This is a genomic window from Shewanella sp. SM20 (assembly GCF_025654545.1).
GTDB classification, from domain to species: domain Bacteria; phylum Pseudomonadota; class Gammaproteobacteria; order Enterobacterales; family Shewanellaceae; genus Shewanella; species Shewanella oncorhynchi.
Genome location: NZ_JAKKRK010000033.1, coordinates 31,835 through 58,474 on the forward strand (window position 1 = coordinate 31,835; position 26,640 = coordinate 58,474).

A 26,640-nucleotide genomic window follows, 5' to 3' on the forward strand; every position below is an offset into this window, starting at 1 on the left:
TTAAAAAATATCAGCAAGTTAACGTTTTTATTCTAGGGATGGAAAATGCAACCATGTACTTCCAAGTCGTTAGCCTTTTTTATTCTGCGAACGCATTTCCCTGAGTCACTCTTTAAACCTGTCATTCGATTTGTTGAGTTTTGCCCGTTAGCCCCGAGCTGCCACGACGAATTAAAGAACTATAAAGCGCTGTTAGAGTTACTTATTACAGGGAATGTATTTGATGGTAGAAGACATCGTATTACCTAAAGCCTATTCATTGCGTTATGCGTATAAAAATGACGATGCTTTTGTATTTGCACTATTTTGTTCTGCAAGGACGGAATTGTCTCTATTACCGCTTCCCCCACAGCAACGAGAGCTGTTAGTGCAACAACAATACCGCTTACAGCAAGCGAGTTACGCTGCCCAATACCCTCAAGCGGTGACTCTAATCATTGAATATCAATCAATTTCTATTGGCAAAATCATACTTAATCCCTCTGTTAACGGTGTCTATATCGTCGATTTTGTCATCGCACCGCAATTTCGTGGCTATGGTTATGGTTCAGTCATTTTGGACTCGGTAAAAGCCTATGCCCAAGCAAAAGAGGCGAGTGTGAGTCTGAGTGTTGATCGACAAAATATGCGTGCGAAACAGTTATATCTTCGCTTGGGTTTCTTACCTTTTGAAATATCACCTACTCAAGAGTGGCTATCGTGGCCATCACCATAGGTAGTGTTGTTTGAGGGAAGAGGAAAGCGTTTGTAATCAAACAGATGATGTATAGATAGGTTTATTTTTATTAAGGAGTCATGGATGTCTGATTTTTTTCTCGGAGAAATTAAGCTTCTCCCATACAACTGGGCACCTAAGTATTGGACTTTGTGTGCAGGGCAATTATTGCCAATCAACACCAACCAAGCGCTTTTTTCACTCTTGGGTACGACCTACGGTGGCGACGGCGTAACAACCTTTGCGCTTCCTGATTTGCGTGGTCGTGTACCGGTTCACCCTAATGTCGGCGCAGGTTTGCCTCAGGGCAGTAAGGCGGGTGTGGAAAATGTAACACTCGGACTCAATAACTTGCCTGCACATAATCACCTTGTGATGGCCAGTTCTACTGCCGGCGATACCACGTTGTTTGCAGGCAATAATATTGCCGCCGCCAAAAATGCAGCTGGTGAGGTCAATTTGTATGGGTCCACTGCAAGTTTACAAGCGTTGGACCCTGCAACGGTATCCAGTACTGGTGGCAATCAAGCCCATGAAAATTGTCAGCCTTCACTGGTAATGAATTATTGCATTGCCACTCAAGGCATTTACCCTTCACGTAACTAGAGGAGAATCACTATGGATCCTTATATCGGTGATATCCGTCTTTTTGCGGGTAGTTTTGCACCTAGAGGTTGGATGTTGTGCGCTGGTCAGCTATTAAGTATTAGTGAGCAAAGCACTCTTTTCGCAATTATCGGAACCACTTATGGTGGTGATGGGGTAACAACATTTCAATTGCCGGATTTGCGCGGTCGCCTTCCGGTTGGACAGGGTAATGGCCCTGGTCTGACTCCCCGTGTTATCGGTCAGCAGTTTGGTGTTGAATCCGTTACCTTATTAACGCCGCAAATACCTTCACACAGCCATAGTTTGTCGGCGAGTACTGCAAGTCCCTCCACATCACCTAGCCCTATGGGTAATGTCTTTGCCCACAGTAATACCGATAATATTTATGCTCCTTTGCCATCTAGCGGTGCCGATCCCCAAGTTATGAATGCACTCAGTGTGCAAGCCTCAGGGGGAACACAACCACACAATAACATCATGCCTACTACAGCGATAAATTACATCATATGTATTGAAGGCATTTTCCCATCGCGTAATTAAGGAGCGAAATTATGGATCCATTTATAGGTGAAATCCGTTTGTTGCCATTCAGCTTCGCTCCCCACAATTGGGCGCTGTGTAATGGCCAAATATTGTCAATCGCAAGTAATACCGCGTTGTTTTCAATTATCGGAATTACTTATGGTGGCAATGGTACAACCACATTCCAATTGCCTAATTTGCAGGGGCAGACCGTAGTTGGTGTAGGTCAGGGCCCCGGGCTTAGAACCTGGGATTGGGGCGAACAGTTTGGTGAAAATGGGGTGACGCTGATCTCCACTGAAATGCCAGCACACAACCACACGCTGACCGGTTTGAATAATCAGGGGACTTTGCCTTCTCCGGCAGCGAATACCTATCTTGCGAAGGATGGACGTGGTGGTGGCATAGTCAACTATATGCAGGCAGCACCAGGTACGTTAAATACCACTATGGCACCACAGACTTTAGGTCTAAATGGTGGTGGTCTACCCCATGAAAACCGTCAGCCATTTATCGCATTGAATTATTGTATTGCCCTTTATGGTGTATTTCCGGCACGCAATTAATTGATGAATGATCCCGGCATGTTTGTCGGGAAGTTTTTAATAAATATTTTTAATTAGTAAGTCACATTAATGCCAAACAAATTACATTTTATTTCAGGTTTACCGCGTGCTGGCTCGACGCTCCTCGCAGGTATACTTCGGCAAAATCCACGCTTTCATGCGGCTATCAGTAGCCCTGTAGCGGGGCTTGTGAATGGTGCCCTCGAGCAAATGGGGGCTGGTAGTGAGTCCTATTCATTTTTCGATGAACATAAACGTAAGGTCATTTGTCGGGCATTAATTGATGCTTATTATCAAGATAAAAATCATCCGGTTATTTTCGACACAAATCGTCACTGGACTGCCCGTCTACATCAATTGGTAGAGTTGGTTGATGATTTTAAAGTGATTTGTTGTGTGCGTAATCCGGCTTGGATTATGGATAGTTTTGAAGTGATTTACCGTAAAAACCCATTTGATTACAGCCGTATGTTCAATGCGGCCTCGCGTCAGACGGTTTATAGCCGCTGCGAGTCATTAATCAATGCTGGTGGTGCGGTTGGAAGTGCATGGACCGCACTCAAGGAAGCCTATTACGGCGAGTTTTCTGATCGCTTGCTATTAGTGGATTATGATCTGCTTACCCAGCATCCGGCACGCACGCTGGAGTTAATCTATCGTTTTATTGGCGAACCGCAATTCGATCACGATTTTAATAATGTCGACTATGCTGAAAATGAGTTTGACCACAATCTTGGGGTCAAAGGTTTGCATAGCGTTAAGCGGAAAGTGGAATACAAAAGTAGGCGCAGTATTTTACCGCCTGACTTATTTATGAAGTATCAAGAAATGGACTTCTGGCTGGATAGTACTGGCACTGCAGCCAATATTATTGCAAGTAAAAAACCTGTAGCACCTAACGCAAAAAATGAAGGGAATCACTTATCATGAGACACGCACTGCTTAGTGGGCTTTCCTCGCTGTTATTACCATTCGGACTCTATGGTGCTGGTGCTATTGCAGCGCCGAGTTATCAGCGATCCTATTTGAGTTCATCGATAAGTGCATCGACCGATCTATTATTGCGTTCAGACACCTCTCTACCACAGGATCTAATTGATTTATCTGGTGATCAACTGGATATCCAGAGTGCACATCCGGTGCGTGAGCTGGTGATTGTTGATGGCGCAGTGGCTGAAGCTGATAAATCGGTATTGCTTCGCGCCCTTAAACCTAGTGTTCAATTGGTAGAGTTAGATTCTTCTATCGCTGGATTACCGCAATTAATTAATGTACTTGATGGTCACAAAAATCTCGCAGCTATTCATGTGGTTTCCCACGCACAAGCTGGTGTGATACTGCTAGGCAATTCACGTATTACCCCAGAGACAATCCAGCAAGAAGTGCAGGCATTTGCTGCGCTAAAAGGCGCGGTGCGTGAAGGTGGCGATTTATTATTTTATGGTTGTGATTTGGCCGCGAATGAAAGCGGTGAAGCGCTGCTGGATATCATTAGCAATAACACGGGTTTGGATGTTGCCGCCTCCAATAATTTAACCGGTAATGCCGAGTTGCAGGGCGACTGGGATTTAGAAGTTACCCGCGGAAATATTGAATCTACTTTGGTGTTTTCTGAAAAAGCATTAAGGGATTTTTCAGAGGTGTTAGCGCCAATTGTAGATGGCACTTATGATTTTGCAGGTTGGAGTGGACAGGGAACTGCACAGCTCAGCACAACCCATTTCAGATTAACAGCTAAGGGGGGGGATGGAGTCACTCAAAATCTAGGTAATGGCCTTGGCAATTTTGCTTACATGCATGGTGGTGCGACTAGCACTAACCATTATTTTTATTTGCGCGCCGATGGTACCAATACTACTGCATTTGAGTTAACGGGATTAACGGGAGGCGAGTACGCTGGCTACTCTAGTGAATTTACTAATCTGCGTATTGTCGGTTACCTGCAGAGTGGCGGAACGGTTACGTCATCTGTTGTTAACGGAGTCCCAGGTGCTCAAAACTTCGCCTTTGGTGCTGGGCAGTTAGGATCTTTTTCTGGCGTTAAGCTAAAAGGGTTCAAATTATTTTTTGATTGTGCAAGTGCTTGTACTTTGCCAAATGATGGGCCGGAGAACTTTGAGTTTCGTAGCTTCACAGTCGCGAATGCAATAGATACTCCTCCTCTACCTACAGTAAGTGATGCCCGAATCAGCATTTCCGGCGCAACTGGCACCAGTGGTGCTTACAAGATTGGCGATACAGTTACCGCTACTTGGAATAATACTGCAAGTGGCGATAATAATTCTGGTGTTACCGGTGTAACGGTTGATTTTTCACAATTCGGCGGTGGTGCTGCTGTTGTTGCAAGCAATAGCAGTAATACCTGGACTGCAAGCTACACAATCACCGCAGGTGCCATCGATAATACGGCGCGCAATGTGAGTGTCACTGCTACGAATGCAGGTGGCAGCGATACTACAGCGGATAGCACCAATGCTACCGTCGATAGCATCGCGCCTACTGTGACAGATGGACGCATCAGTATTTCCGGCGCAACTGGAACCAGCGGTGCCTACAAAATTGGCGATACGGTTACGGCGACCTGGAACAACACGGCTGGTGGTGATAACAATACCGATACGATTAGTTCAGCTACCGTCAACTTCACACAATTTGGTGGTGGTGCTGCAGTGGCCGCAACCAATAGTTCGGGAACCTGGACTGCAACCTACACCATAGTCGCTGGTGCGATTGATAACACCAACCGCAATATCTCCTTCAGTGCAACCGATAACGCCGGCAATGCCACAACCGCAGCAGATACTACTGGTGCGACGATTGATAATATTGCTCCGACCCTGAGCGGTATTGCGCTCAGCGGTACTCCTGCTTCAACTGATTCGAGCATGGCATTTGTTGCCAGTTTCAGTGAGTCAGTAAGCAACATATCAACCGATGACTTTACCTTGGCGACAACTTCAGGAACCGCTACGGGAAATATTGCCAGCGTGTCGGCAGCGTCGGGTACCAGCGTTAATATCAATATCAACGGCATTAGTGGCAACGGCGTCTTCAAGTTGAATTTAAATGGTTCAACCAATATTGCTGACGACGCAGGTAATGCGGGTATTGCGGCTTATAGCAGTGGTGCAACCCACACAGTTGCTATTCCAACTGCGCCTGCTGCACCAACCATAGGCACAGCCACCGCAGGCGATGGCCAAGCATCAGTAACCTTTAGTGCCCCCGGCAATAATGGCGGTTCAGCAATTACTACTTACACCGCTACGGCTAACCCCGGTGGTGCATTTGGCACCTGTGCTGGGCCCGCAGCTTGTACTGCTACAGTTACTGGTCTTAGCAATGGCTCGGCTTACACTTTTACCGTTACCGCGACTAATGGCATAGGCACCAGTACGGCCTCCGGTGCTTCCAACTCAGTAACTCCCAAAGGTGCTCAAACCATCACCTTCGGTAATCCTGGAGCGCAAAACTTTGGTACCACACCAACGCTCAGTGCGACAGCAACATCCAGCTTGACCCCAACCTTCAGTTCATCCACTACCGGTGTTTGTACCATCACCAGCGGCGGCGCCCTGACCTTTGTGACGGCGGGTTCTTGTACTATCGATGCAGATCAGGCAGGCAATACGGCTTGGAATGCGGCCACTACGGTTACCCAAACTTTCACCGTGAATGCGATAGTTCCTGATGCACCAACCATCGGCACTGCCACTGTAGGTGATACTGAAGCAACGGTGACATTTACTGCACCAGCCAGTACGGGTGGGGCTGCGATTATTGCCAGCGGTTACACCGTCACCGCTAATCCAGGTGGTGCAACCGGTACGGGTTCAAGTTCGCCAATTACAGTAACTGGGCTGATGAACGGAGTGGCCTATACTTTTACGGTAACCGCGACCAACTCAGCAGGGACGGGTGCAGCATCGGCAGCTTCCAACTCGATCATTCCGGCATCACCACAGACGATTACCTTTGCTAATCCAGGAACACGGAACTTTGGTACTTCGCCAACGCTGACCGCAAGCTCATCGGCAGGTGGTGGTTATGTTGTCACTTTCACCTCATCTACCACCAGTGTTTGTACTATTACCAGTGGCGGTGTGTTGACCTTTATAACGACAGGAACCTGTACGGTCAATGCGGATCAGGCGGGCGATTTGTCTTTCCTGGCTGCACCGCAGGTGAGCCAGTCTTTCAGCGTTAGCCCCGTAGTTCCCGGCGCACCAACCATAGGGACTGCAATCGCCGGTGATACCCAGGCCAGTGTTGCATTTGTTGCCCCAGTGAATATTGGTGGCTCGGCGATTACCGGTTATACCGTGACGGTAAACCCGGCGGATGTCGTTCCAGTACACGGTGGTTCATCTCCGATTGTGGTGACCGGTTTAACCAATGGCCAAGCGTACACCTTTACTGTAACTGCCGATAATGTGGCGGGTACTGGCTCTGCATCGGCCGCATCCAACTCGATTACTCCGGCAGCAATCCAAACCATCACTTTTGCTGCCCCAAGTGCACAGAACTTTGGTACTACGCCAACATTAACGGCTACAGCTGATTCAGGCTTAACACCTGTCTTTACTTCATCCACTACGGGCGTTTGTACTATTACCTCCGGTGGTGCACTGACCTTTGTGACGGCCGGTAGCTGTACTATTAATGCAGATCAAGCAGGTAATAGTAGCTATTTACCAGCAACACAGGTGAGCAGAACCTTTGCGGTAAATGCTGTCGTGGCTGGAGCGCCAACCATAGGAGCCGCAATCGCTGGGGATAGCCAAGCGGTTGTTAGCTTCACTGCACCGATATTTAATGGCGGTTCATCAATTACGGCTTATACAGTGACATCTAGCCCCGGTGGTTTTACGGGTTCGGGAGCAGGATCTCCAATTACAGTTACAGGGCTTTCAAATGGTACGGCCTATACATTTAGTGTTACTGCGGCGAATACTGTGGGAAGTGGTAATGCTTCAAGTGCGAGTAACTCTGTGACGCCAAATGGTGCACCGACTATTAGTGGTTCGCCGATATTAATAGTGAATCAGGATGCTTCGTACCAGTTTACGCCAACAGCGTCTGACTCTGTGGGAGATACACTTAGCTTTAGTATTAGTAATAAACCTACGTGGGCAACGTTTAATACCGCGACAGGTATGTTGTCTGGTATTCCATTAAATCAAGATGTTGGTGTGACTAACGGAATTGTTATCAGCGTTTCTGATGGCGCTTTATCCGCGAGTCTACCAGCGTTTAATTTAACTGTGACGAACGTCAACGATGCACCGACGATTAGTTCTATGGCTATGACTGCAGCGACCCAAGATGCAGCGTATAGCTACATCTTTACGGCTGCGGATACTGATGTGGGCGATGTACTTACGTTAAGCGCGACAACTAAGCCTAGCTGGCTAAGCTTTAACGTCGCGACTGGTGTATTAAGCGGCACGCCTACTAATGCTGATGTGGGTTCTCACCCAGTGACGCTGAGGGTGACAGACGCAGATGGCTTAACGGCTGACCAATCCTTCATGGTTATTGTGACCAACGTCAACGATGCACCTGTGATTAGCTCTCCAGCCATCACTACAGCAACTCAAGATATAGCTTACAGTTACACAGTGATAGCTACAGACTTAGATGTGGGTGCTGTGTTAACCCTCAGTGTAGTGACCAAACCGAGCTGGTTGAGTTTCAACTCGGTGACAGGTTTACTCAGTGGTACGCCGAGCAATGCGGATGTGGGCAGTCATGCTGTGTTACTGCGAGTGACGGACGCTGACGGATTAACAGCAGATCAATCGTTTAGTATTACAGTCACTAATAGCAACGACGCACCTACCATCACTTCAACAGCAACTACGGCCGCTGTGCAAGAGGCTGTTTACAGCTATACCTTTGCCGCTACAGATGTCGATGTGGACGACGTACTGACATTGAGTGCGGTGACGATACCGAGCTGGTTGAGTTTCAACGCGGCGACGGGTTTACTCAGCGGCACGCCTGGCAATGCTGATGTGGGCAGTCACCCGGTCACCTTACGTGTGACGGATACGGATGGCTTAACGGCTGAGCAGTCCTTTAGCATTACAGTGACTAACGTTAACGATGCGCCTGTTGCGACGAGTGCAAGTGTGACCTTAGAGGAAGATAGCTCTGTGATGATCACGCTTACTGGGGAGGATGCAGATAGTGATCCTCTTACCTATGAAGTGGTGAGCCAACCTGAATCGGGCACTTTGGAGCAGCATGGAACTGTGTGGTTATACACACCGGAGAAAGATTTCAACGGTGCAGATCAGATAAGCTTTATTGCTAAGGATGCTGAACTGAGTTCTGAGCCTGCAACTATCACCATTAATGTCACGCCAGTGAATGATGACCCACAAGCTGTCGATGATAATTACACTCTAGCCAGCACCGCGGATGATAAATACACACTAGCTGCGCTAGAGAATGATGTTGATGTGGACGGTGATACTTTGACTATCGATGGCGCGGCGGCAGACATAGGTAGTGTGCAGATTACTGCTGATGGACTCATATTTACTGCCCCTGCAGCTTATGTTGGTCCGGTCGCACTTCGTTATACCATTAGTGACGGTCAGAAAGGGCGCGCAAGTGCAAAAGTCAACTTACTGGTAGAAGGTGGGGAGGCTGACAATTTACCTGTTATTACTGTACCTAGTGATGTTGAGGTTAATGCAACAGGCTTGTTCACTCGAGTGGATCTAGGGTTTGCGAAGGCCGTCGATCGTAATGGTCATCCACTGCCCGTTTCTTTGGTCGATAAGCGTTTATTCTTTGCCCCTGGTAGTTATCTTGCTTACTGGCAAGCCGTAGATCGTGATGGCAATAAAGCGACTAAGGCTCAGAAAGTAAAAGTGCATCCATTAATTTCCTTGAGTAAAGATCAAGTCGTGGGTGAGGGTAATGAGGTTGTTGTTAGTATTCACTTAAACGGTGTAGCGCCTGAGTATCCAATATCAGTTCCTTATACGGTTGCAGGTTCCGCGGACAGCAATGATCATGACTTAGTCGATGCGGTAGTGGAGATTACTTCAGGTACATTGGCCCATATTCACTTTAGAACCATAGAGGATGGGGAAGTTGAGGCTGAAGAAGATGTGTTGATCAGCCTAGATCCAAGTTTGAATTTAGGCAGTAAGAAGCAAACACAAGTGTCGATCACTGAGGCTAACATTGCCCCGAGTGTGACTCTTGAGGTGACTCAAGCGGGTGAACGTCAGTTGATCGTGGCACAAAATGGTGGCGAGGTTCATATTCATGCGCAGATTAGCGATGCCAACATGAACGATACTTTGACATCTGTATGGTCGAGTGGCGCGCTGAACTTGCAGTCCGATGATGCGGGGATGTTCTTCTTGCCGACAGAGGTCTTGCCTGGCATTTATCCTGTGAGCCTGACTGTGACGGATAGCGGCTTACCCGCGCTGTCTACCACGGAGAAAGTTTATATTGTTGTGCGCCCATCTTTGCCACCTCTGACGGGGACTGATACCGACGGTGATTTGATCCCTGATAACCAAGAGGGATTTACCGATACAGACCGCGATGGCATTCCAGATTACTTGGATGCAATCAATGATTGTAACGTGATGCCTGAAGGTGAGTTGCAGCCTGTGTACTTTCTGGCAGAGGGGCAAGCGGGCGTGTGCTTACGCTTAGGTAATATTGCACTGATGCAAGAGCAAAGTGGTATTCAACTATTACCTAATCTGGTTCCTGAAGACAGTATCGCGGCCAATGTGGGGGGGATTTTTGACTTCATTGCTACAGGACTACCGCAACAAGGGCAGAGTTACAGTCTGGTGATACCACAACGTTCGCCAGTTCCTGCCAATGCAGTATATCGTAAGTATCAAGCCCAAAATGGTTGGAAGGATTTTGTGATTAATGCGCGCAATAGTGTTGCCAGTAGTGAAGGCGAGCGTGGTTTCTGCCCTCCTCCTGGAGATAATCGTTGGACTTCTGGATTAACTGAAGGCCATTGGTGTGTGCAGTTAACCATAGAAGATGGTGGGCCCAACGATGACGATGGCGTCGCTAACCGAACCATTGTCGACCCAAGTGGCGTGTCAGTGATACTCAATGGTAACCATTTACCTGTGGCGAACCCAGATACGGCATCTTTACCTTGGAATCAGAGTCTCGATGTCGATGTGCTCGCCAATGATACGGATAGCGATGGTGATGCCTTGAGGGTAACACAAGTCACCAGCGAGTTCGGAACCGTAGTTATCTTGGCTAATCAGCAGTTAAGTTACACGCCAGCAACCGATTTTATCGGTACAGATGTGCTGGTGTATAGCATTACCGATGGTAAAGGTGGTACTGCGAGTAGTGAGTTGACTGTGATTGTTAATGGCAATACGGCACCTACGACAGTGAACGATAGTGCTGCCATAGATGACAGAACGAGCTTGTTACTCGATGTGTTGAGTAATGACAATGATCCCGATGGCAACGTTTTAACCTTAGTCAGCGCAACCGCGCAGCAAGGAACGGTTTCTGTTGAATCTAATAAGCTACGTTATATCCCTAAAACTGGATTTGATGGAGTCGATACTGTGAGTTATCAGATTAGTGATGGATTGGGCGGCGAAGCAACTGGGCAAGCGTTAATCACAGTTAAGGCATACCAAGATGTGGTGATAGATAACAAGTCGGGTGGAGGCAGTATGTCCTTATGGGCATTAGGTTTGATTCTTACAATGGGATTAATTCGCCGTAAGGAATTACATAAATTAGTCTTGGGCGCTGTGTTGCTCGCAGGCTCCGTTAATCAAGCAAATGCGGCTGATAACTGGTATGTCGAGGGATTTGTCGGGCAAGCTCAGGTTGATAGCAGCAGGCGAGATCTACAGCCACAAGCGGGGACAGGCTTTGTAACATCGGTTGATGATAAAGATACTGCTTTGGGTGTGAGTATCGGTTATCAATGGACTCCCTTTGTTGCCATCGAATTTGGCTATGCCGACTTTGGTAATGGGACTGCGAGGATTGAGGGCGCAAGTCTCACCCCTGAGCAATATCATGAGCAGGTCAAAGCCGTGACGCCAGTATTGGCCGATGGTGTCATGCTGGGATTACGTTTCACTTTACTCCAACATGAAGCTTGGCGGTTTGAATTACCCATCGGGTTGTTTAGGTGGCAAGCGGATATCAGTAGCACTATGGGCAATAGCCGTTTAACTACAGAGCTTGATGGTACAGATTGGTATGCGGGCGTGCGTTTTAGCTATCAATTTAGTGAGTCATGGTCTGTAGGTTTGGGATCTCAATATGTGGACATCGAGCCTAATGATTTCCTCAGTTACCAGCTCAATCTACGATATCAATTTTAAGCGTTAGCATATCAAAAGGGGCATTCGCCCCTTTTTACTATCCAATAAAAACATCATATTTGAGAATATTTTGAAGGTGTTCACTTAAGGCTGGGCTGGGTTTGTGATGCATATCGCAAAGGATTTGTGGCTTACCATTAGGAGCATGTAATAAATTCAGGTTGTAGATTAAAGACAGGATAGTAAGATTGTCACTTACCTTATTTAATTTATCGCTTTTTTATCCAGAGGCAGTTATGTCGCAACGGCAGAATAAGCCGGAAATATTGCATACCGAAGTTGTCGCGAGAAGCCGATTATTTCAAATTGAGCAAGTGCATCTTAAGTTCTCCAATGGTGTAGAGCGCCAATATGAACGCATGAAAGGCGGTAGTCGTGGCGCTGTGATGATAGTGCCTATTCATCAAGGGAAAATGCTACTGGCACGCGAATATGCTGCAGGAACTGATAATTACGAACTCGGTTTCCCAAAAGGTTTGATCGATCCCGGTGAGACAGCAATAGAAGCTGCTAATCGTGAATTACAGGAAGAAATTGGCTTTGGATCGAATAAGCTCACTTTACTGAAAGAACTCAGCCTAGCTCCGGGTTATTTCTCTAGTAAGATGCAAATTTTTCTTGCAGAAGATCTGTATGATAGTCGCCTTGAAGGTGATGAGCCTGAGCCAATTGATGTGGTGCCTTGGTCGCTCGCCGATTGGGAAGCCTTGCTCGATGATGTCGATTTTTCTGAATCCCGTAGTGTGAGCGCGTTGTTTTTGGCGCAAAAATATTTACATAAATAATCTTTTTCCTTTTAAGCGTTCAGAGTTTGCACGCTTGCAAAACATTCGCTCAGCAGGCGATTGGAGTTGTTATGAAGCCAGAAGAGTTGATCGACGAAGTTATTGCGATTGCGACCGATGCAGGGATAACTATCCGTGACATTTATCTCAAAGGTAATTTTGAGCGAGAAATGAAGTCTGACAATACCCCTGTCACTTCCGCAGATTTAGCGGCTAACAAGATCATTTGTGACCGATTAACCGCCTTAACGCCTGATATTCCTGTGTTATCTGAAGAAGCCGCTGACATTCCGTTGAGTGTGCGTGAATCTTGGAAGCGCTATTGGTTGGTGGATCCGCTCGATGGTACGGGGGAGTTTATCGCCGGCAGTGGTGATTTTTCAGTCATTATTGCGCTGGTGGAACACAATCGTCCCGTGATGGGCGTAGTTTATGTGCCTATGACGCAAGTGTGTTATTACGCTATTGCTGGTTTAGGGGCGTACAAGCGCACGGATAAACAAGAAGTGCGTATTAGCAGTCGCCAAATTGAGCACCGTGAAAAGGTATCCCTAAGATTAGCCGTAAGTCGCCGTCAGGACCCTCAATCTGTGTTGACCCTATTCAACCATCCCAAACACTGCGAGTTAGTCGTGATGGGGGGCGCAGCGTTAAAGAGTTGTCTTGTCGCCGAAGGTCGTGCTGATTGTTATGTACGAGTCGGACCAACGGGTGAGTGGGACACGGGAGCTGCGCAAATTATCGTCGAGGAAGCGGGTGGACAGCTGATGGATACTGAGCTGCAACCGTTAACCTACAATGAGCGCGAGAGCTTAGAAAACCCTAACTTCATCGTAGTTGGCGCACCCAACTTAGAGTGGGATAAGATTTTAATAGGTGAATGATTTTCAAATGCAGTCTATACGTCCGGTATTAAAGTCAGAGTTATTCGCAGTTTATCAGCTCGAACAGGCCATTTTTGGTGAGCATAGCTATCCCGATTTTTTCTTCCGTCAGGGATTTGATTGTTGGCCAGAGCAATTTTTAGTGGCCGTGGATGCAGATAATCAGCTACAAGGCTATTTGCTCAGTGCCCAGAGTAGCGATCCTAACTGCATGTGGATATTATCTGTCGCAGTGAGTGAAAATGCTCGCGGGAAGGGATTTGGCAAACGTTTGATGCAACAATGTTTAGCCGAGTTGCCCGTGTCAGTTGAGCGGGTGTGTTTAACCGTTGATCCGAGTAACCCTGCCCATGGCTTATATCAGCATTTAGGTTTCATTGATTCAACTTTTGAAGCCGATTATTTTGGCGATGGCGCAGATAGGGTTGTGATGACTTATCGCAGGCCTTAAATCGCGCGCTTATCTTTGAACCAAAGATTATCCTCAAATAAAAATCACCTTTGAATTAAGAATGATTTTTAAATCAAAATAATGGACGGTGTGCTGACTGAGTGTGCCGTTTTTTATGCTCTTTTAGGTGATGTCATCCCACGGATCCAGTTCGGCTTGCTGAGGGAATCTAATTCGAGTGCCTATCTTTATCCATCATCTTCAATAGTATCCTTCATTATTTACCCTCTTCTGTACGTAAAACAAACTTATTTTGAACGTTGTTTTTTATTTTAACTGCTGTTAGTCTCTTGCTATTCAACAGGGGATGAGACCTATGGCCAGACGAAAAGAACACAGCCATGATGAAATTCGCGCGATGGCAATACAAGCGGCAACTGAGTTACTGATAGATCAAGGTGCCATAGGGCTCAGCTTACGCAAAGTGGCCAGCCAAATTGGTTATGTCCCTAGTACCTTGATCAATATTTTCGGCAGCTACAACTATTTATTACTGGCAGTTTCTGAGTCAACGCTTAGGACTTTGCACGACCGATTGACGGGTGTTCGTGCGGCCGACAGTTTAGGTAAAATTATTGCAATGGCTTGGGAGTATAGTCAATTCGCCCATGAGCAGCGCCAAGCTTTTAAGCTGGTTTTTGAGCTGCAATTACTCGATTCTGAACCCTTGCCCGAATCGCAAGGGCAATTGATTGCGGGGTTATTTACTCTGATTGAGCGTGAATTGGCGCAACTATTTCCCGAGGTTACGCCGGTGCAGCATCTCAGTATGAGCCGGGTATTATGGGGGGGAATTCATGGGCTGACCTCTCTGTCACTCGATAATAAGCTCTTCGCTGAGTCATTATCACTGCGGGATTTACTCAAGAGTCACGTACAAGCTTATTTACAAGGAATGGGTTACCAGAAGGAACTATCATGCTGCTAACAAAACGTTTTTTACCCTATTTTGCGACTCAGTGCTTAGGCGCATTGAATGACAACATCTATAAAAATGTGTTGCTGTTATTAGTGACCTTTAGCCAAGTGAAAGACCTACCCATAAGCGTCGATATGTTTGTGAACTTGGCGGCTGGGGTGTTCATTTTGCCATTTTTCCTCTTTTCGGCCCATGCGGGTGTGGTCGCCGATAATATGGATAAGGCTAAACTCATTCGCCGATTGAAACTACTCGAAGTCATCATCATGTTTAGCGCCGCGATTGCGATTCTGAGCGAGAGCTACATGATGATGTTATTACTATTATTTTTAACGGGTAGTCAGTCTGCATACTTCGGTCCGGTTAAATATTCCTTGTTACCCCAAGCGTTGAAAGAGGACGAGTTAGTCACAGGCAACGCTTGGGTTGAAATGGGCACTTTTCTCTCTATTCTGGTGGGCACTTTGAGTGCGGGGATCTTGGTTTCTAATGAAAACGGTACGCTTTGGTCGGCGATTACTGTTGCTGTATTAGCCTTTGCAGGATATTTATCGAGCCGAGCGATTCCTGCATTACCCCCGCAGGGCGTCATTGAAAAAATACGTTTCAGGCCGTTATCGGGCACTTGGCGTAGCATCAAAAAAGCCCGTCAAACGCCTTCAATCTGGATGGCTATCCTCGCTATCAGTTGGTTTTGGTTTTTAGGTGCGACCTATCTGACTCAGTTTCCTAACTTTGCTAAGCTGCATTTGCATTCTGGTGCGACTGTGGTGTCATTATTATTAGGCATGTTTTCCATCGGGATTGCTGTTGGCTCCTTCGTTTGTGAACGTTTCTCCTACGGCCATGTGGAGCTCGGTTTACTGCCATTTGGGGTATTGGGATTAACTATTTTTGGTGTCGATTTGCTTTGGGCTATTCCACCTGCGCCAGTGGATGCTGGTTTTGTCTATGGATTAAAGGCCTTTATTGGCGAGTCGCAACATTATCGGGTGATGCTGGATTTCTTTATGATCGGCGTTAGCGGCGGTTTGTTTATCGTCCCCCTTTATGCGTTTATTCAATCTCGTTCGCCTAAGGGTGAATGTGCTCAGGCGATTGCCGCCAATAACATTATGAACTCATTGTTTATGGTGGTTTCGGCACTGTTATCTATGCTGTTGCTGGGCGTTGCAGGTTGGACTATTCCACAGTTATTTCTGCTACTCGCCGTGATGAATGCTGTAGTCGCGCTCTATGTTTATTCACAAGTACCAGAATTTACACAACGATTTATCAGTTACTTACTCAGTCATGTCATGTATCGAGTGACAGTCACAGGCCGAGAGAAAATTCCAAAAGAAGGGGCTGGCATCATAGTCTGTAACCATGTGAGTTATGTGGATGCATTGATTATTATGGGAGCGTCGACACGGCCAATCCGCTTTGTGATGGATAAATCCATCAGCGAAATTCCTCTGTTGAAGTATTTGTTCCGCCATGCAGGTGTGATCCCTATCTGTTCGCCTAAGCAAAGTGAAGAGACCTATAATCGTGCCTTCGAGGCGATTCATGAAGCGCTCGCCAATGACGAGTTGGTATGTATTTTCCCTGAGGGTCGACTCACACCTGACGGTGAACTTGGCGATTTTCGTCCCGGAATTGATAAGATTTTGGCCAGAGATCCTGTGCCAGTCATTCCTATGGCATTGCACGGATTATGGGGATCTTACTTTAGCCACAAGGGCGGACATGCCTTAGCTAAAATGCCCAAGCGTTTTTGGTCAAGGGTGTCGGTGGATTTAACGGATGCCGTCGATGGTAAGCTTGCGAATAAGGAATCTTTGAGAGTCCAAGTGGCTTGCCTGCTGGGCAAGTTTTAAATTCGTTAAGGCATGAAATAAAGTGATAGCCGCGGATCTAATGTTCGCGGTTATCTCATTTATGCGTGGGTAATTTATCGAGTTTGATAACTATCCAACCACTCATGCATCGCTTGATGTGAGCCTTTAAAAAGAACACGTTCGGACTTTTTCTGTAATTGGTATTGATACATAGGATCGTAATACTTGTGCAATAACAGGTTTATCCAGACTAAGTGCAGCGAAGTGTCATTCTGGTTGATTTGTTGATCGAGGGCTTGTTGCATCAAATCTTGCAGTTCTTGATGTTGTTTTCCGCCTAGACGTTTGCGAATGCTCACTAAACTCTGTAATAGATATTCACTGAAAGCCGCAAAACCTGCTTCCGGCCCTAGGCGCTCACAGAAGCCGCTATACATTTTATGCACATATTCATAGCGTAAGCGTTCGAGCCTCGCATCGTCCGACTCTTCTAGCACTAAAACATTAGCGGCTTGCATGGCATTGTAAAATGTCTGCGGCAGCGCCGAACGCCCAATCAGGAAGCTTTCATCCTCGAGCAGTAAACACGCCGCGCCACTTGTTTGGTGCTGTAGCAAGGCAATGGCGAGTTGATTTTCAAAGTTAATCTGCGTTGGCTGTGGGTCGATATTCTTTCCAAAACTAGAGCCTCTGTGATTGGCTATCCCTTCAAGATCAACCGCTTCTTTACGCTGTAGTAGAAAATCGGTTTTACCGCAGCCCGTCATCCCGCTCAAACTCAATAACGGTTGCTGAGCGGGTGCCGCTTCAATCACGCCAATCAGATATTGGCGCATGGCCTTATAGCCACCCTGAATATAGGGGACTTCGATCCCCGCTTCTTTGAGCCATTGCTGAGTGAGTTGCGAGCGCAGGCCGCCGCGAAAGCAATAAAGGTAAGCATTAGGATTGGCTTTAACATAGCTAGCCCAAGCCTCGATTCTCTGTTGCTTGATGGGACCATTCACCAGTGAATGACCTAATGCAATCGCGGCTTGCTGACCAAATTGCTTATAACAAGTACCGACTTTTTCCCTTTCACTATCCAGCATCAAGGGCAAGTTGGTCGAGTTGGGAAACGCGCCCCGAGTGAACTCTATGGGCGCTCGCACATCCATCATCGGATGTTGGTTGAGGAAAATTTCTCGATATTGCTCTGCGGCTACAATAGCGCTTGGCATCAGCACAACACCACATTCGCTGCAGTGGTCGGTGTTTCCAGTGACCCAATGCAGATTGGGGTTATGTGGTTCGCATCGAGTAGGGCAATTAATTCCGCTTCAGCTGCGGCCGAGACGGCAACTAACAGGCCACCACTGGTTTGCGGATCGCACAGTATCGCTTTTTGATGCTCGCTGAGCTCGGGGAGATGCTCGCCATAACTATCGTAATTACGGTGAGTTCCGCCAGGAACACAACCTAAGGCCAAATAATCTAAGGCGCGTGGTAACAATGGCACTGCATCAAATTTAAGCTTCGCAGTGAGGTTGGCGCCTTGGCACATTTCGAGTAAGTGTCCCGCCAGTCCAAAACCTGTGACATCGGTCAGGGCATTTACACCGCTAATTTTTGCAATGGTCGCGCCTATAGTATTGAGTTGGCACATGGCATTTACCGCAATGAGACTATCTTCATCGCGGAGTTTTTTCTGTTTTTGCGCTGTGGTTAAAATACCAATGCCGATAGGTTTAGTGAGATATAAACGATCGCCGGCTTTAGCGGTATCATTCTGTTTTAAATCACTTAAGGCAATTTGCCCGGTAACCGCGAGACCAAAAATAGGTTCGGGTGCGTCTATGCTATGACCACCGGCTAGCATGATCCCCGCTTCCATGCAGGCTTGTCTGCCGCCATCGACCACTTGCTGTGCGATTTCTGCGGGTAGTTTATTGATTGGCCAACCTAAAATTGCAATCGCCATAATAGGCGTGCCGCCCATGGCATAAATATCGCTGATCGCATTGGTCGCTGCGATACGACCGAAGGTGAATGGATCGTCAACAATTGGCATAAAAAAATCGGTAGTGCTAATGATGCCTATGTCATCATTGAGTTTGTACACTGCAGCATCGTCGCGGCTCTGATTGCCAACCAGCAGATTTGGATCGGTAAATACAGGTAATTGCGAGGCTAAGATAGTGCTGAGCACTTTAGGGGATATTTTGCAGCCACAACCTGCGCCATGACTATATTCTGTTAGCTTGATTGATTCTGGGAGTGTAACTGGGGAATCTGACATGATCTCAACAGCCTATTTAAGTGATTAAGGCATCATCATAATCAGATACGGCCACCATGCAAGGTGGCCGTATGACTTTCGGGCAGAATTGTGGCTTAGCTATAAGTTGCGGTCAGGCTGTGCCAATGTTTTTGCTGGACTAAGAAACGCGCCTTTAGCTCTTCAACTTGTTGCAATAGTTGCTGATCGACAAGTTGTTTACGCTTGGCCTCAAGCAAGGTTTTCTGTGCTTGATAGTAATCCATTAAGTGCAGCTTTAATAACTCATACTCTGCTTGGATTTTTTCAATAATTTCATCAGCATTAGGCAGGTTATTAACCTTCCGCTTGGTACGTAATAACTGCATCTGTAAGCGTGCGCTCTCGATACGTTCCTGTGGACTCGTACGCAAATCCTTAGCTAATCCCAACCAAGATAATGACTTAATCAACCATTTGGTTGGATCGTAGTGCCACCATTTAATGCCATTACGATAGTCATTTTCGAAAATATGATGGAAATTATGATAACCCTCACCGTAGGTCAACATGGCCAAGAAGCCATTATCGCGGGCGGTATTCTTATCGGTATAAGGCTGACTGCCCCACACGTGGGCTAAAGAGTTGATAAAGAAAGTGCAGTGATGCACCACCACTAAACGCAATAAACCCGCCATCAATAACATAGACAGCACGTCACCATTGAGCCAGCCAAGCAGTGCTGGCAGTCCAATGTTCATCAGCAAAACGAGTGCGAGGTAATGTTTGTGTTGCCACATGACAATACGGTCATTTTGCAGATCACGCACATTTTGATAATCGTGATAGCGTTGCGACTGATACTCACGCAGCATCCAACCGATATGGCTGTACCAGAATCCCATTTTGGCTGAGTACGGGTCCTTGTCGTTATCATCTACGTGCTTGTGGTGGACTCTGTGATCAGATGCCCAGTGCAATGCACTGTTTTGTAATGCTAAAGCACCACCAAGGGCATATATAAAACGCACCGCCGGATGGGCTTTATAGGCCTTGTGTGACCAGAGTCTGTGATAACCCGCGGTGATTGACAGGCCACTGGCAAAGGCTAAAACAATAAAAGCGATCCATTCACTAGCACCATAGCCATGAACAATACCGCGCCATGGAACTAAAATTACTGCACTGAGGAAAGTGATGGCAAACAGACTGACATTAAGCCAGATGATAGGGGGTTTTTTCATTATAGGTTTCCAAAATTCGCTTTTGAGCGTACATCTGTAAGCTAATTTAGCTTAGCTATATTGTTTGGTCAAGGACGATAGGGCTGTGTTTAATGCCTAAAAGCGGTATTATCGCGTTATTACATTCAGTTAGCGGATTTAAGAATGGGTATTCGAGCACAGCAAAAAGAGAAAACTCGCAGAGCTTTAGTCGATGCGGCCTTTAATCAGCTAAGTGCTGAGCGCAGTTTCTCAAGTCTGAGTTTACGAGAAGTTGCTCGGGAAGCTAATATCGCGCCGACATCTTTTTATCGCCATTTTAAAGATATGAACGAACTCGGTCTTACTATGGTTGACGAGGGCGGGTTAACCCTAAGGCAGATGATGCGTAAAGGCCGTCAGCGAGCTGAAGTGGGTGGCAGTGTGATCCGTATTTCCGTTGATACCTTTATGGAAGTGCTTGATTCTAATCCAAACGTATTCCGTATCTTATTGCATGAACGTTCAGGAACCTCAGCAGCGTTCCGTGCGGCAGTTGCCCGCGAAATTGAGCATTTTATTTCTGAATTGGCTCATTATACCGAAGCCAAAGCGGGGCGAACCCCCTTGCTAGCTCGTGCACAGGCTGAAGCTTTAGTTACACTGGTGTTTAATGCCGGCGCTTCCGCATTAGATATGAAACGGGCTGACCGCAAAATTCTTGCCGATCAATTAGTCATGCAATTGCGCATGGTCGCCAAAGGCGCCGAGGCTTTGCAGCATAAGGTTGAACACCGCTAATCTGAGTGAGATGTAGATTTACTAAAATAATGGAGCCTAAGGCTCCATTATTTTTAGCGAATTTACGTTTAAGTGTTATGCAGTCGAGCTCAGTGTATCTGAAGTGATTAACGACGCTCGAGTAGTACACCCGTTTCCATGTGATCTGTGTAAAAGATTTCCAATCTACGTGTGTCCATGCAAGTCCATCGATGTTTCATATCAAATTGATTCTATAAGATTTTATTTTTATTGTTGTCCATGAGTATCTCTGGGGATACAATAAAAACTCACCCGTCACCGTACCCCCAGCCGTACCCAGAATTGTTGAGGTTTACTCATGACCACAAAGCGAATTAGCAGCAATGCCACATTACAAGCATTGAGTCCGCAAGATAAAGAGTACCTAATCCCAGATAAAAAAATTGAGGGGCTCAACATCCGCGTCCGCCCAACTGGCACTATGACTTGGGTATTTCGATTTCAAGTTGGTAAGAAGCACGAAAAAATCTCAATGGGCCGATACGACAAGTCGAGACCCGAAACCGGGATGACATTAGAGCAGGCAAGAAAAGAGGCCGGGCGTTTCCGTAGTTGGCTAGAAAATAACAAGAATCCTAAGCAAGAATTGTTAAGAGAGCATCGTGAGCAAGAGGAAGCGAAAACATTTGATAATGCTTTTGTGAGTTTTGATGAGAAGCAGCTTTCAAAGCAATTGCGGGGTTCTCAGGCAAGAGCCATCTATTTGCGCGACATAAAGCCGTATCTTGGCAACATTAAATTAGCTGATTTGAGAATGAATGATCTCAATAAAGTGTTTGATGCTAAGGTGGATAAAAATGGTCGGAGGATGGCTGGCGCCATAGGGGTGTGTCACAAGATCATCAATCAGGTTATCAAGCATGCCTTGGCGTTGAATATGATCGATACGCATCCTGCTCCGCTATTGAGGGCGAGAGATGTGGGTGGCGGGACGAAAATCACCAGGCGAAATCTAAGCTTCTCCGAGCTGAAAATATTGCTAACAAGTTTGCCTTCTTGGCGAACGGATGCTACCAATATTCGGCTATTAAATTTCTTACTTGGGTGTGGACAAAGGATCAGTGCGGTACTTGAAATGCGCTGGAGTGAAATTGATTTTGATAAGCAGCTTTGGCTGCTGCCTGCGAGTTCAGAAGATCGGCACACTAAGAGCCAAGACAGTCGCCAAGTGCCACTAAGCGACTACCTTGTTAAACAGCTGCTAGAGCAACGTGAGAGTGTCCCTAGTCATTGGAAATTGGTATGGCCTCAGGTTGGCTTAGATAAAGTACAAGAGCCCTCTGCGATTCGCTCTCATATCAAACGCAACCTGCCGTCAAATCTTGAACATTTCTCGCCTCATGACTTACGCCGTACTTTTATCAGTCGATGCAGTGAAATGGGACTAGATATAGTGGCAATTGAAAAGACGGTTGGTCATCAGCTTCCTGGGATGCTGCGAGTCTATAATCATCATGATTACCTGAATGAGCAATTATCAGTATTACAAGCTTGGGGAGAGAAGCTCGAAACACTGATGATTGAGAATGTCGTACCTTTATCACCACAGAAACTTGCTTAAAATATCAACTAAAAAGAGGAGGGTATTTATAAGCAAGCATGATTATTTCGATGAGCGAAGGGAAGCATTAGAGAAATTGTCGCAATATTTGAAATTGATAATAAACACCTCATGCTGAAATAATAACTATTTAGCTCTAGCTCAGTTAAAAGCTTTTAACTGAGCTAGAGCTAAAGCTAAAGCTAAAGCTAAAGCTAAAGCTAAAGCTAAAGCTAAAGCTAAAGCTAAAGCTAAAGCTAAAGCTAAAGTCAACAGTCCGATTTAAATACCGGTATGCCTCTAACAAGAGCTTTGTCGATCATTTTATTCAAATGGTCACTTATTCGTCATTGTAGAACCAGTAAATTATTAGTTTACTTACCGAGATGTCCATAAGTATCAGATCACATCTCCAGCCTTTCTTACTTTTGCTCCTGAGTTAATAATCTTCGTAATTTTGGAGTCAGCCAAAAAAACCTCGCTGAATTGGGCTTTGTTTTCCCTTATAAATCCTCTAAGAGCATTGTAGGTTCGCAGACGGTAAGCCCCGAGTTCTGGCAGTGAGGCTTTCATGTTGAAATTGTGCTTTTTGATAATGGATTCCACTTCACTGAATATTATAGGGACAGTTTGCTCTATGTGAGCTGGCTCGGTCTCAATAAGGGTGGGCGGAATACGGTTCACCTCCTCTTTCAGCAGCCGGTCGATAAGTTTATTAGTCACTTCGATGCTGTCTCCTAGGACAAAGAAGAGATCCCAAGCGAAGCGTTCCAGCTGGCGAAAGTTTCCCGGCCAAGGGGAATGTAATATTTTTTCCATGACTCCCTCTTCGTAAACCGTGAAAAGCTGTGACAAAAGCTGTTTCGCCTTTCCATTGCTGGTAAATACAGGCAAATCTAAGGATTTCCATCGGTAGAGCGTCAGAATGTGGGTTAACAACTCTAGAGCATTGTCTTTTGCAAAAAGCTCGTTGAGTGATTTGAATTTCACAACGTCACGAATACGATGAAACAAATCGCGACGTAACCGACCTTCTGCCAGTAGGAGCTCGACGGGTTCATTGACAGCGAGTACCACTTTGACATCGTATTTTTTCTTAGTCGCATCATCACCTACTTTACTAATCCAGACGTCATTACTAATGGCAGACAGTAAATCCAACAACTGTGTTTGTGAGGCCAGACTTGCGCTTTGTAGTTCATCGAGGAAAAGCACGCCGTTATGTGATTCTTCAAAAAATCCTTTTTTGTTGGTTGCTCCGGTAAATGCACCGCTTGTCGATCCTCGCATACGGGTTTCCAGCAATGTTTCACTGACGGCGGCAAGGTTAATCTCAACCATTGTCTTACCCATTTTCGTGGCGAGATGTTTTGCCGCCGCACTTTTACCAGTCCCAGTATCTCCTTCAATAAGTAGAGGGCCAGGCTTGATGTGAATGCCCGTATCCTCATCCATTCGCAGCTGTGAATTCCTAGCAAAGAGCGAGGCCAGCACGTTTCGGAAGATTGAATCGCCAGCAGCGGCCTTATGCCCAGATTTTGCCAACGCGATGGAGGTGTTTCCTGAACTAAGCAAAACCGAAAGCGAACCGATAAACTCATTACGCTTATCAACTTGGTACAACGCTGAGCCTGACGGGGCACTATCTGGTAGCAAAAAAACGGTTTTGCGCATCACAATAGCTCGCGCTCGGTTGATAAAATCGCGGTCATTACCCAGATCGTATCGGTCTATTATCCCTACAGCTTTGAAAATATTACTCTCATTTTGCAAGACTAGACTTGGTCCCTTATCTGCAATTAGCTCAACCCACTGCATAAATTCCGGATATTTTTTCACCAAAACTAGGATGTTTTCCTGTTTCACGAGCAACTCCAGCGCCAGCCTCCATTCGTTCAGCACGGCCTGAGAAATCATATCGGTAATATCTGAGGTAAACGAAATTGTCTGCTCGCAGGACAATTCTGTACTGACCTGATGCCAATAAAATGCTAAATCGGCTGGAGATTTTTCTTCGCTAAAATTGATCACACGGAAATTCATAATGTCGAAATCATTATTAAGTGAAACACTTAGCGATGTTTTCATTACTAAAACAAAAAGTCAACATTGAGCGATGAATATATAAAACATTGTTTTATATGTATTAAAAAATATTTTTAAAGTTGGCACATACTTCGCAATAGTCATATCAGTCTTCTATATAGGAGCGAGAGCCATGACTACTTCTAAAATTAACCAAAGAGAAATCAACATGACTATCCAAATTGCTAGTCCAGACCAAATCAGTAAACTGTTAGCCTTTATTGGCGTAAAAGCCAAAGGGACACAATTTGAAGTCGCGGCCAGCTTGCTGCAAAGCGTTGAAAACGAACTGCATGACTTCTGCAAAGCACGCCGTATTACGGTTCAGTTTGAAGACCCATCGACCGATCGTATAATTTACTTTTGTACCACTGGGGTGGTAACTGGCACGGTGATGGGCGCGATTTTAGGCGGTGTGCTCGGCGCGTTAACAGGGGCAGTGCTAGGGACTGCGGCTGGGGCAGCCTTAGCGCAGATACGTATTACTGTCACCCCGGTAGCCGATAGCGGCAACCTTGTTCTGACGTTAGTCTAACTTATTACAGTAAACGCAGGTGCAGCGGCACAACGCAGCACCTGCTCAAAAGGAAATAAATAATGACCAAACCTCTTTCACTCGTTGATGTTTTACAACGATCCCTAGCGCAGAAAAAAGAAGACATTACTCCACTGCTTAAATACCTTGGCACCACCCAGGAGGAACTAAAGCTACAGATGGAGCGCAGCAGTACCCATTCAGATGCGCAAAAAATTGCCGATTACCTGTGCAAAATGGGCAGCAACGATATCGCCAGAATATTTCGCAGCGGTAAAGGCGTTGAGTATAAAGAAATCGTCTGCGATGTTGGTGAAAAGCTCAAGGTTCAAGGGATCAGTGAAAACAATTCGGTAGAGAAAAACGAAGAATTAATTATTCAGCATATGTTTTCTGATGCACTGAAGAAAATGAGCGATGAAGAACGCAGCGCGCTGATGCGTTCTATGAATCTTTCAGAAAAAGATCAGGGAGCAATACTGGCGGGCACATTATTGGCTTCGCAGGTGATGCTTAACCAATTTGGTGGCTTCGCGGTGTATCGGATGACCGTCATTCTGGCCAACATGCTGGCCCGCTCACTTCTGGGTAATGGCCTCAACTTTGCAGCAAATGCAGCGCTGGTAAGAGGGGTCGGGGCATTTCTAGGGCCAATTGGTTGGATTGTTTCCGGCACATGGCTGGCGGTAGAAATTGCTGGCCCAGCTTTTCGAAAAACAGTCCCGGCGATCATACACATTGCAATGTTGCGTCAAAACGTATTGAAACGCCTGACCATCAGCGTAGTGGGAGATGGTTCCGTAGGCAAAGACGCGCTATTAAAAAGTGTATTCGGTGTCGATACTGGCAATATCAATCCTATTGCTGGCTCAACAGCCGATACGAAAGTTTATGACCTTGGGCATACTGGCACCATTAAACTGATTAACTTCCCTGGATTTCACGACGTTCGTTCCGAGGTCAATGACCTAGTGAATGACAACATTAAGCATACCGATCTGTTCCTGCTGGTGGTCGATGTCTGCCGTGGAGTATCGGGTCACGAAGTGGAGACATTGGAAAAATTAAAGGCGGAGGGTAAACCTGTGTTGGTCTGCCTAAATAAGGTAGATATGCTGCGCCCGGATCAGAAAGAGAAAATGCTTGAGGTAGCCAAAATACGCTTGGATAACCCCGATGTGATTGAAACCGTGTTTGACCCAGACCCGCGCTGGCCACAAGATGGCCCAATTGGTACGCAGGCCGTGTTTAACTGGGTAGTGAGTCAGTTAGAAGCTAAGGGTAAAGAGACCGAACACTTAAAAGCCGAACAAAAATAACGGCGAGAAAATAAAACCTGGGGCATGCCTAATGCCGATCAGTTAAGACAGATCGCTTGACGATCTCGCTGAAAAGATCAAAATCCGATGACCTCATGTCATCGGATTTTTTATGCAACTCTCAGAAGCACTCGCCCGTACTCATATTACCCGCCTAACCGAATTCACCTGCTTAGCAGATGTGTTAGAACCTGAGTTAATTCAATCTTGTCTAGACTCTCAGGGCGTTGCGACGTTAAGACGGCGTAAATTGCCGATG

The 26,640-nt window shown here is 46.2% G+C and carries 20 protein-coding genes; 16 read left to right on the plus strand and 4 right to left on the minus strand.

The window, feature by feature from the left end:
- Nucleotides 1-223: 223 nt before the first annotated feature.
- The 11 genes from L5M18_RS14505 to L5M18_RS14555 all read left to right on the plus strand — a co-directional run bounded on the left by L5M18_RS14505 (nt 224) and on the right by L5M18_RS14555 (nt 16,681).
- The gene (locus tag L5M18_RS14505; protein ID WP_263197484.1) at nt 224-715 is read left to right on the plus strand and encodes a GNAT family N-acetyltransferase; all 492 of its coding nucleotides are present in this window, start codon (nt 224-226) and stop codon (nt 713-715) included.
- Between the two features lie 84 nt (nt 716-799).
- Complete coding sequence (locus tag L5M18_RS14510; RefSeq protein WP_263197485.1) at nt 800-1,321, plus strand: phage tail protein; 522 nt, start codon at nt 800-802, stop codon at nt 1,319-1,321.
- A gap of 12 nt (nt 1,322-1,333) precedes the next feature.
- Entirely contained in the window at nt 1,334-1,864 is a 531-nt protein-coding gene (locus L5M18_RS14515; RefSeq protein ID WP_168826978.1) for a phage tail protein, read from the plus strand.
- Nucleotides 1,865-1,875: 11 nt separating this feature from the next.
- Complete coding sequence (locus L5M18_RS14520) at nt 1,876-2,412, plus strand: phage tail protein (RefSeq protein ID WP_113941567.1); 537 nt, start codon at nt 1,876-1,878, stop codon at nt 2,410-2,412.
- A 69-nt stretch (nt 2,413-2,481) separates the two neighbouring features.
- Nucleotides 2,482-3,342 carry a sulfotransferase family protein gene (locus L5M18_RS14525; protein WP_212600796.1) on the plus strand — a complete coding sequence of 287 codons (861 nt, stop codon included), beginning with the start codon at nt 2,482-2,484 and terminating at the stop codon, nt 3,340-3,342.
- The gene (locus tag L5M18_RS14530; protein WP_263197486.1) at nt 3,339-11,780 is read left to right on the plus strand and encodes an Ig-like domain-containing protein; all 8,442 of its coding nucleotides are present in this window, start codon (nt 3,339-3,341) and stop codon (nt 11,778-11,780) included. Before L5M18_RS14525 ends, L5M18_RS14530 begins: the two co-directional genes overlap by 4 nt.
- Nucleotides 11,781-12,016: 236 nt before the next feature.
- Nucleotides 12,017-12,565 carry an ADP compounds hydrolase NudE gene (gene nudE, locus L5M18_RS14535; protein ID WP_263197487.1) on the plus strand — a complete coding sequence of 183 codons (549 nt, stop codon included), beginning with the start codon at nt 12,017-12,019 and terminating at the stop codon, nt 12,563-12,565.
- Nucleotides 12,566-12,636: 71 nt separating this feature from the next.
- Nucleotides 12,637-13,449 (plus strand): 3'(2'),5'-bisphosphate nucleotidase CysQ, encoded by an 813-nt coding sequence (cysQ, locus tag L5M18_RS14540; protein WP_011848162.1) that lies wholly within the window; start codon nt 12,637-12,639, stop codon nt 13,447-13,449.
- A 7-nt stretch (nt 13,450-13,456) separates the two neighbouring features.
- Nucleotides 13,457-13,900: a GNAT family N-acetyltransferase gene (locus L5M18_RS14545; RefSeq protein WP_263170315.1), complete on the plus strand. Its 444-nt coding sequence runs from the start codon at nt 13,457-13,459 to the stop codon at nt 13,898-13,900.
- A 316-nt stretch (nt 13,901-14,216) separates the two neighbouring features.
- Complete coding sequence (locus L5M18_RS14550; RefSeq protein WP_263175856.1) at nt 14,217-14,828, plus strand: TetR/AcrR family transcriptional regulator; 612 nt, start codon at nt 14,217-14,219, stop codon at nt 14,826-14,828.
- Nucleotides 14,819-16,681, plus strand: a complete 1,863-nt coding sequence (locus L5M18_RS14555; RefSeq protein ID WP_263197488.1) for an MFS transporter — start codon at nt 14,819-14,821, stop codon at nt 16,679-16,681. The genes L5M18_RS14550 and L5M18_RS14555 overlap by 10 nt, the downstream gene beginning before the upstream one ends.
- Nucleotides 16,682-16,755: 74 nt before the next feature.
- Here L5M18_RS14555 and mnmH read toward each other — a convergent pair whose 3' ends face one another.
- The 3 genes from mnmH to L5M18_RS14570 all read right to left on the minus strand — a co-directional run bounded on the left by mnmH (nt 16,756) and on the right by L5M18_RS14570 (nt 20,122).
- Nucleotides 16,756-17,862 (minus strand): tRNA 2-selenouridine(34) synthase MnmH, encoded by a 1,107-nt coding sequence (gene mnmH / locus L5M18_RS14560; protein ID WP_263197489.1) that lies wholly within the window; start codon nt 17,860-17,862, stop codon nt 16,756-16,758.
- Nucleotides 17,862-18,920, minus strand: coding sequence for a selenide, water dikinase SelD (gene selD / locus L5M18_RS14565; protein ID WP_105251019.1), 1,059 nt, complete (start codon nt 18,918-18,920; stop codon nt 17,862-17,864). The genes mnmH and selD overlap by 1 nt, the downstream gene beginning before the upstream one ends.
- Before the next feature lie 95 nt (nt 18,921-19,015).
- On the minus strand, nt 19,016-20,122 hold the full coding sequence (locus L5M18_RS14570; RefSeq protein ID WP_168826995.1) for an acyl-CoA desaturase: 1,107 nt from the start codon (nt 20,120-20,122) through the stop codon (nt 19,016-19,018).
- Between the two features lie 144 nt (nt 20,123-20,266).
- Between L5M18_RS14570 and fabR the strand changes: the two genes are divergently transcribed.
- Nucleotides 20,267-20,881 carry an HTH-type transcriptional repressor FabR gene (gene fabR / locus L5M18_RS14575; RefSeq protein WP_105251021.1) on the plus strand — a complete coding sequence of 205 codons (615 nt, stop codon included), beginning with the start codon at nt 20,267-20,269 and terminating at the stop codon, nt 20,879-20,881.
- 319 nt (nt 20,882-21,200) lie between these two features.
- Complete coding sequence (locus L5M18_RS14580) at nt 21,201-22,463, plus strand: tyrosine-type recombinase/integrase (RefSeq protein WP_263197490.1); 1,263 nt, start codon at nt 21,201-21,203, stop codon at nt 22,461-22,463.
- Nucleotides 22,464-22,841: 378 nt separating this feature from the next.
- Here the strand turns inward: L5M18_RS14580 and L5M18_RS14585 are convergent, their stop codons facing one another.
- Nucleotides 22,842-24,530 carry a sigma 54-interacting transcriptional regulator gene (locus tag L5M18_RS14585; RefSeq protein ID WP_099457742.1) on the minus strand — a complete coding sequence of 563 codons (1,689 nt, stop codon included), beginning with the start codon at nt 24,528-24,530 and terminating at the stop codon, nt 22,842-22,844.
- A 130-nt stretch (nt 24,531-24,660) separates the two neighbouring features.
- Here L5M18_RS14585 and L5M18_RS14590 point away from each other — a divergent pair, with 130 nt between their 5' ends.
- From L5M18_RS14590 to L5M18_RS14600, 3 genes are all read left to right on the plus strand, one after another.
- Complete coding sequence (locus tag L5M18_RS14590; RefSeq protein WP_263197493.1) at nt 24,661-25,062, plus strand: hypothetical protein; 402 nt, start codon at nt 24,661-24,663, stop codon at nt 25,060-25,062.
- A gap of 62 nt (nt 25,063-25,124) precedes the next feature.
- Entirely contained in the window at nt 25,125-26,381 is a 1,257-nt protein-coding gene (locus tag L5M18_RS14595) for a GTPase (RefSeq protein ID WP_263197495.1), read from the plus strand.
- Nucleotides 26,382-26,493: 112 nt separating this feature from the next.
- Nucleotides 26,494-26,640, plus strand: a 147-nt coding sequence (locus L5M18_RS14600; RefSeq protein ID WP_170919394.1) for a transposase domain-containing protein, incomplete at its 3' end; no start/stop codon positions are given.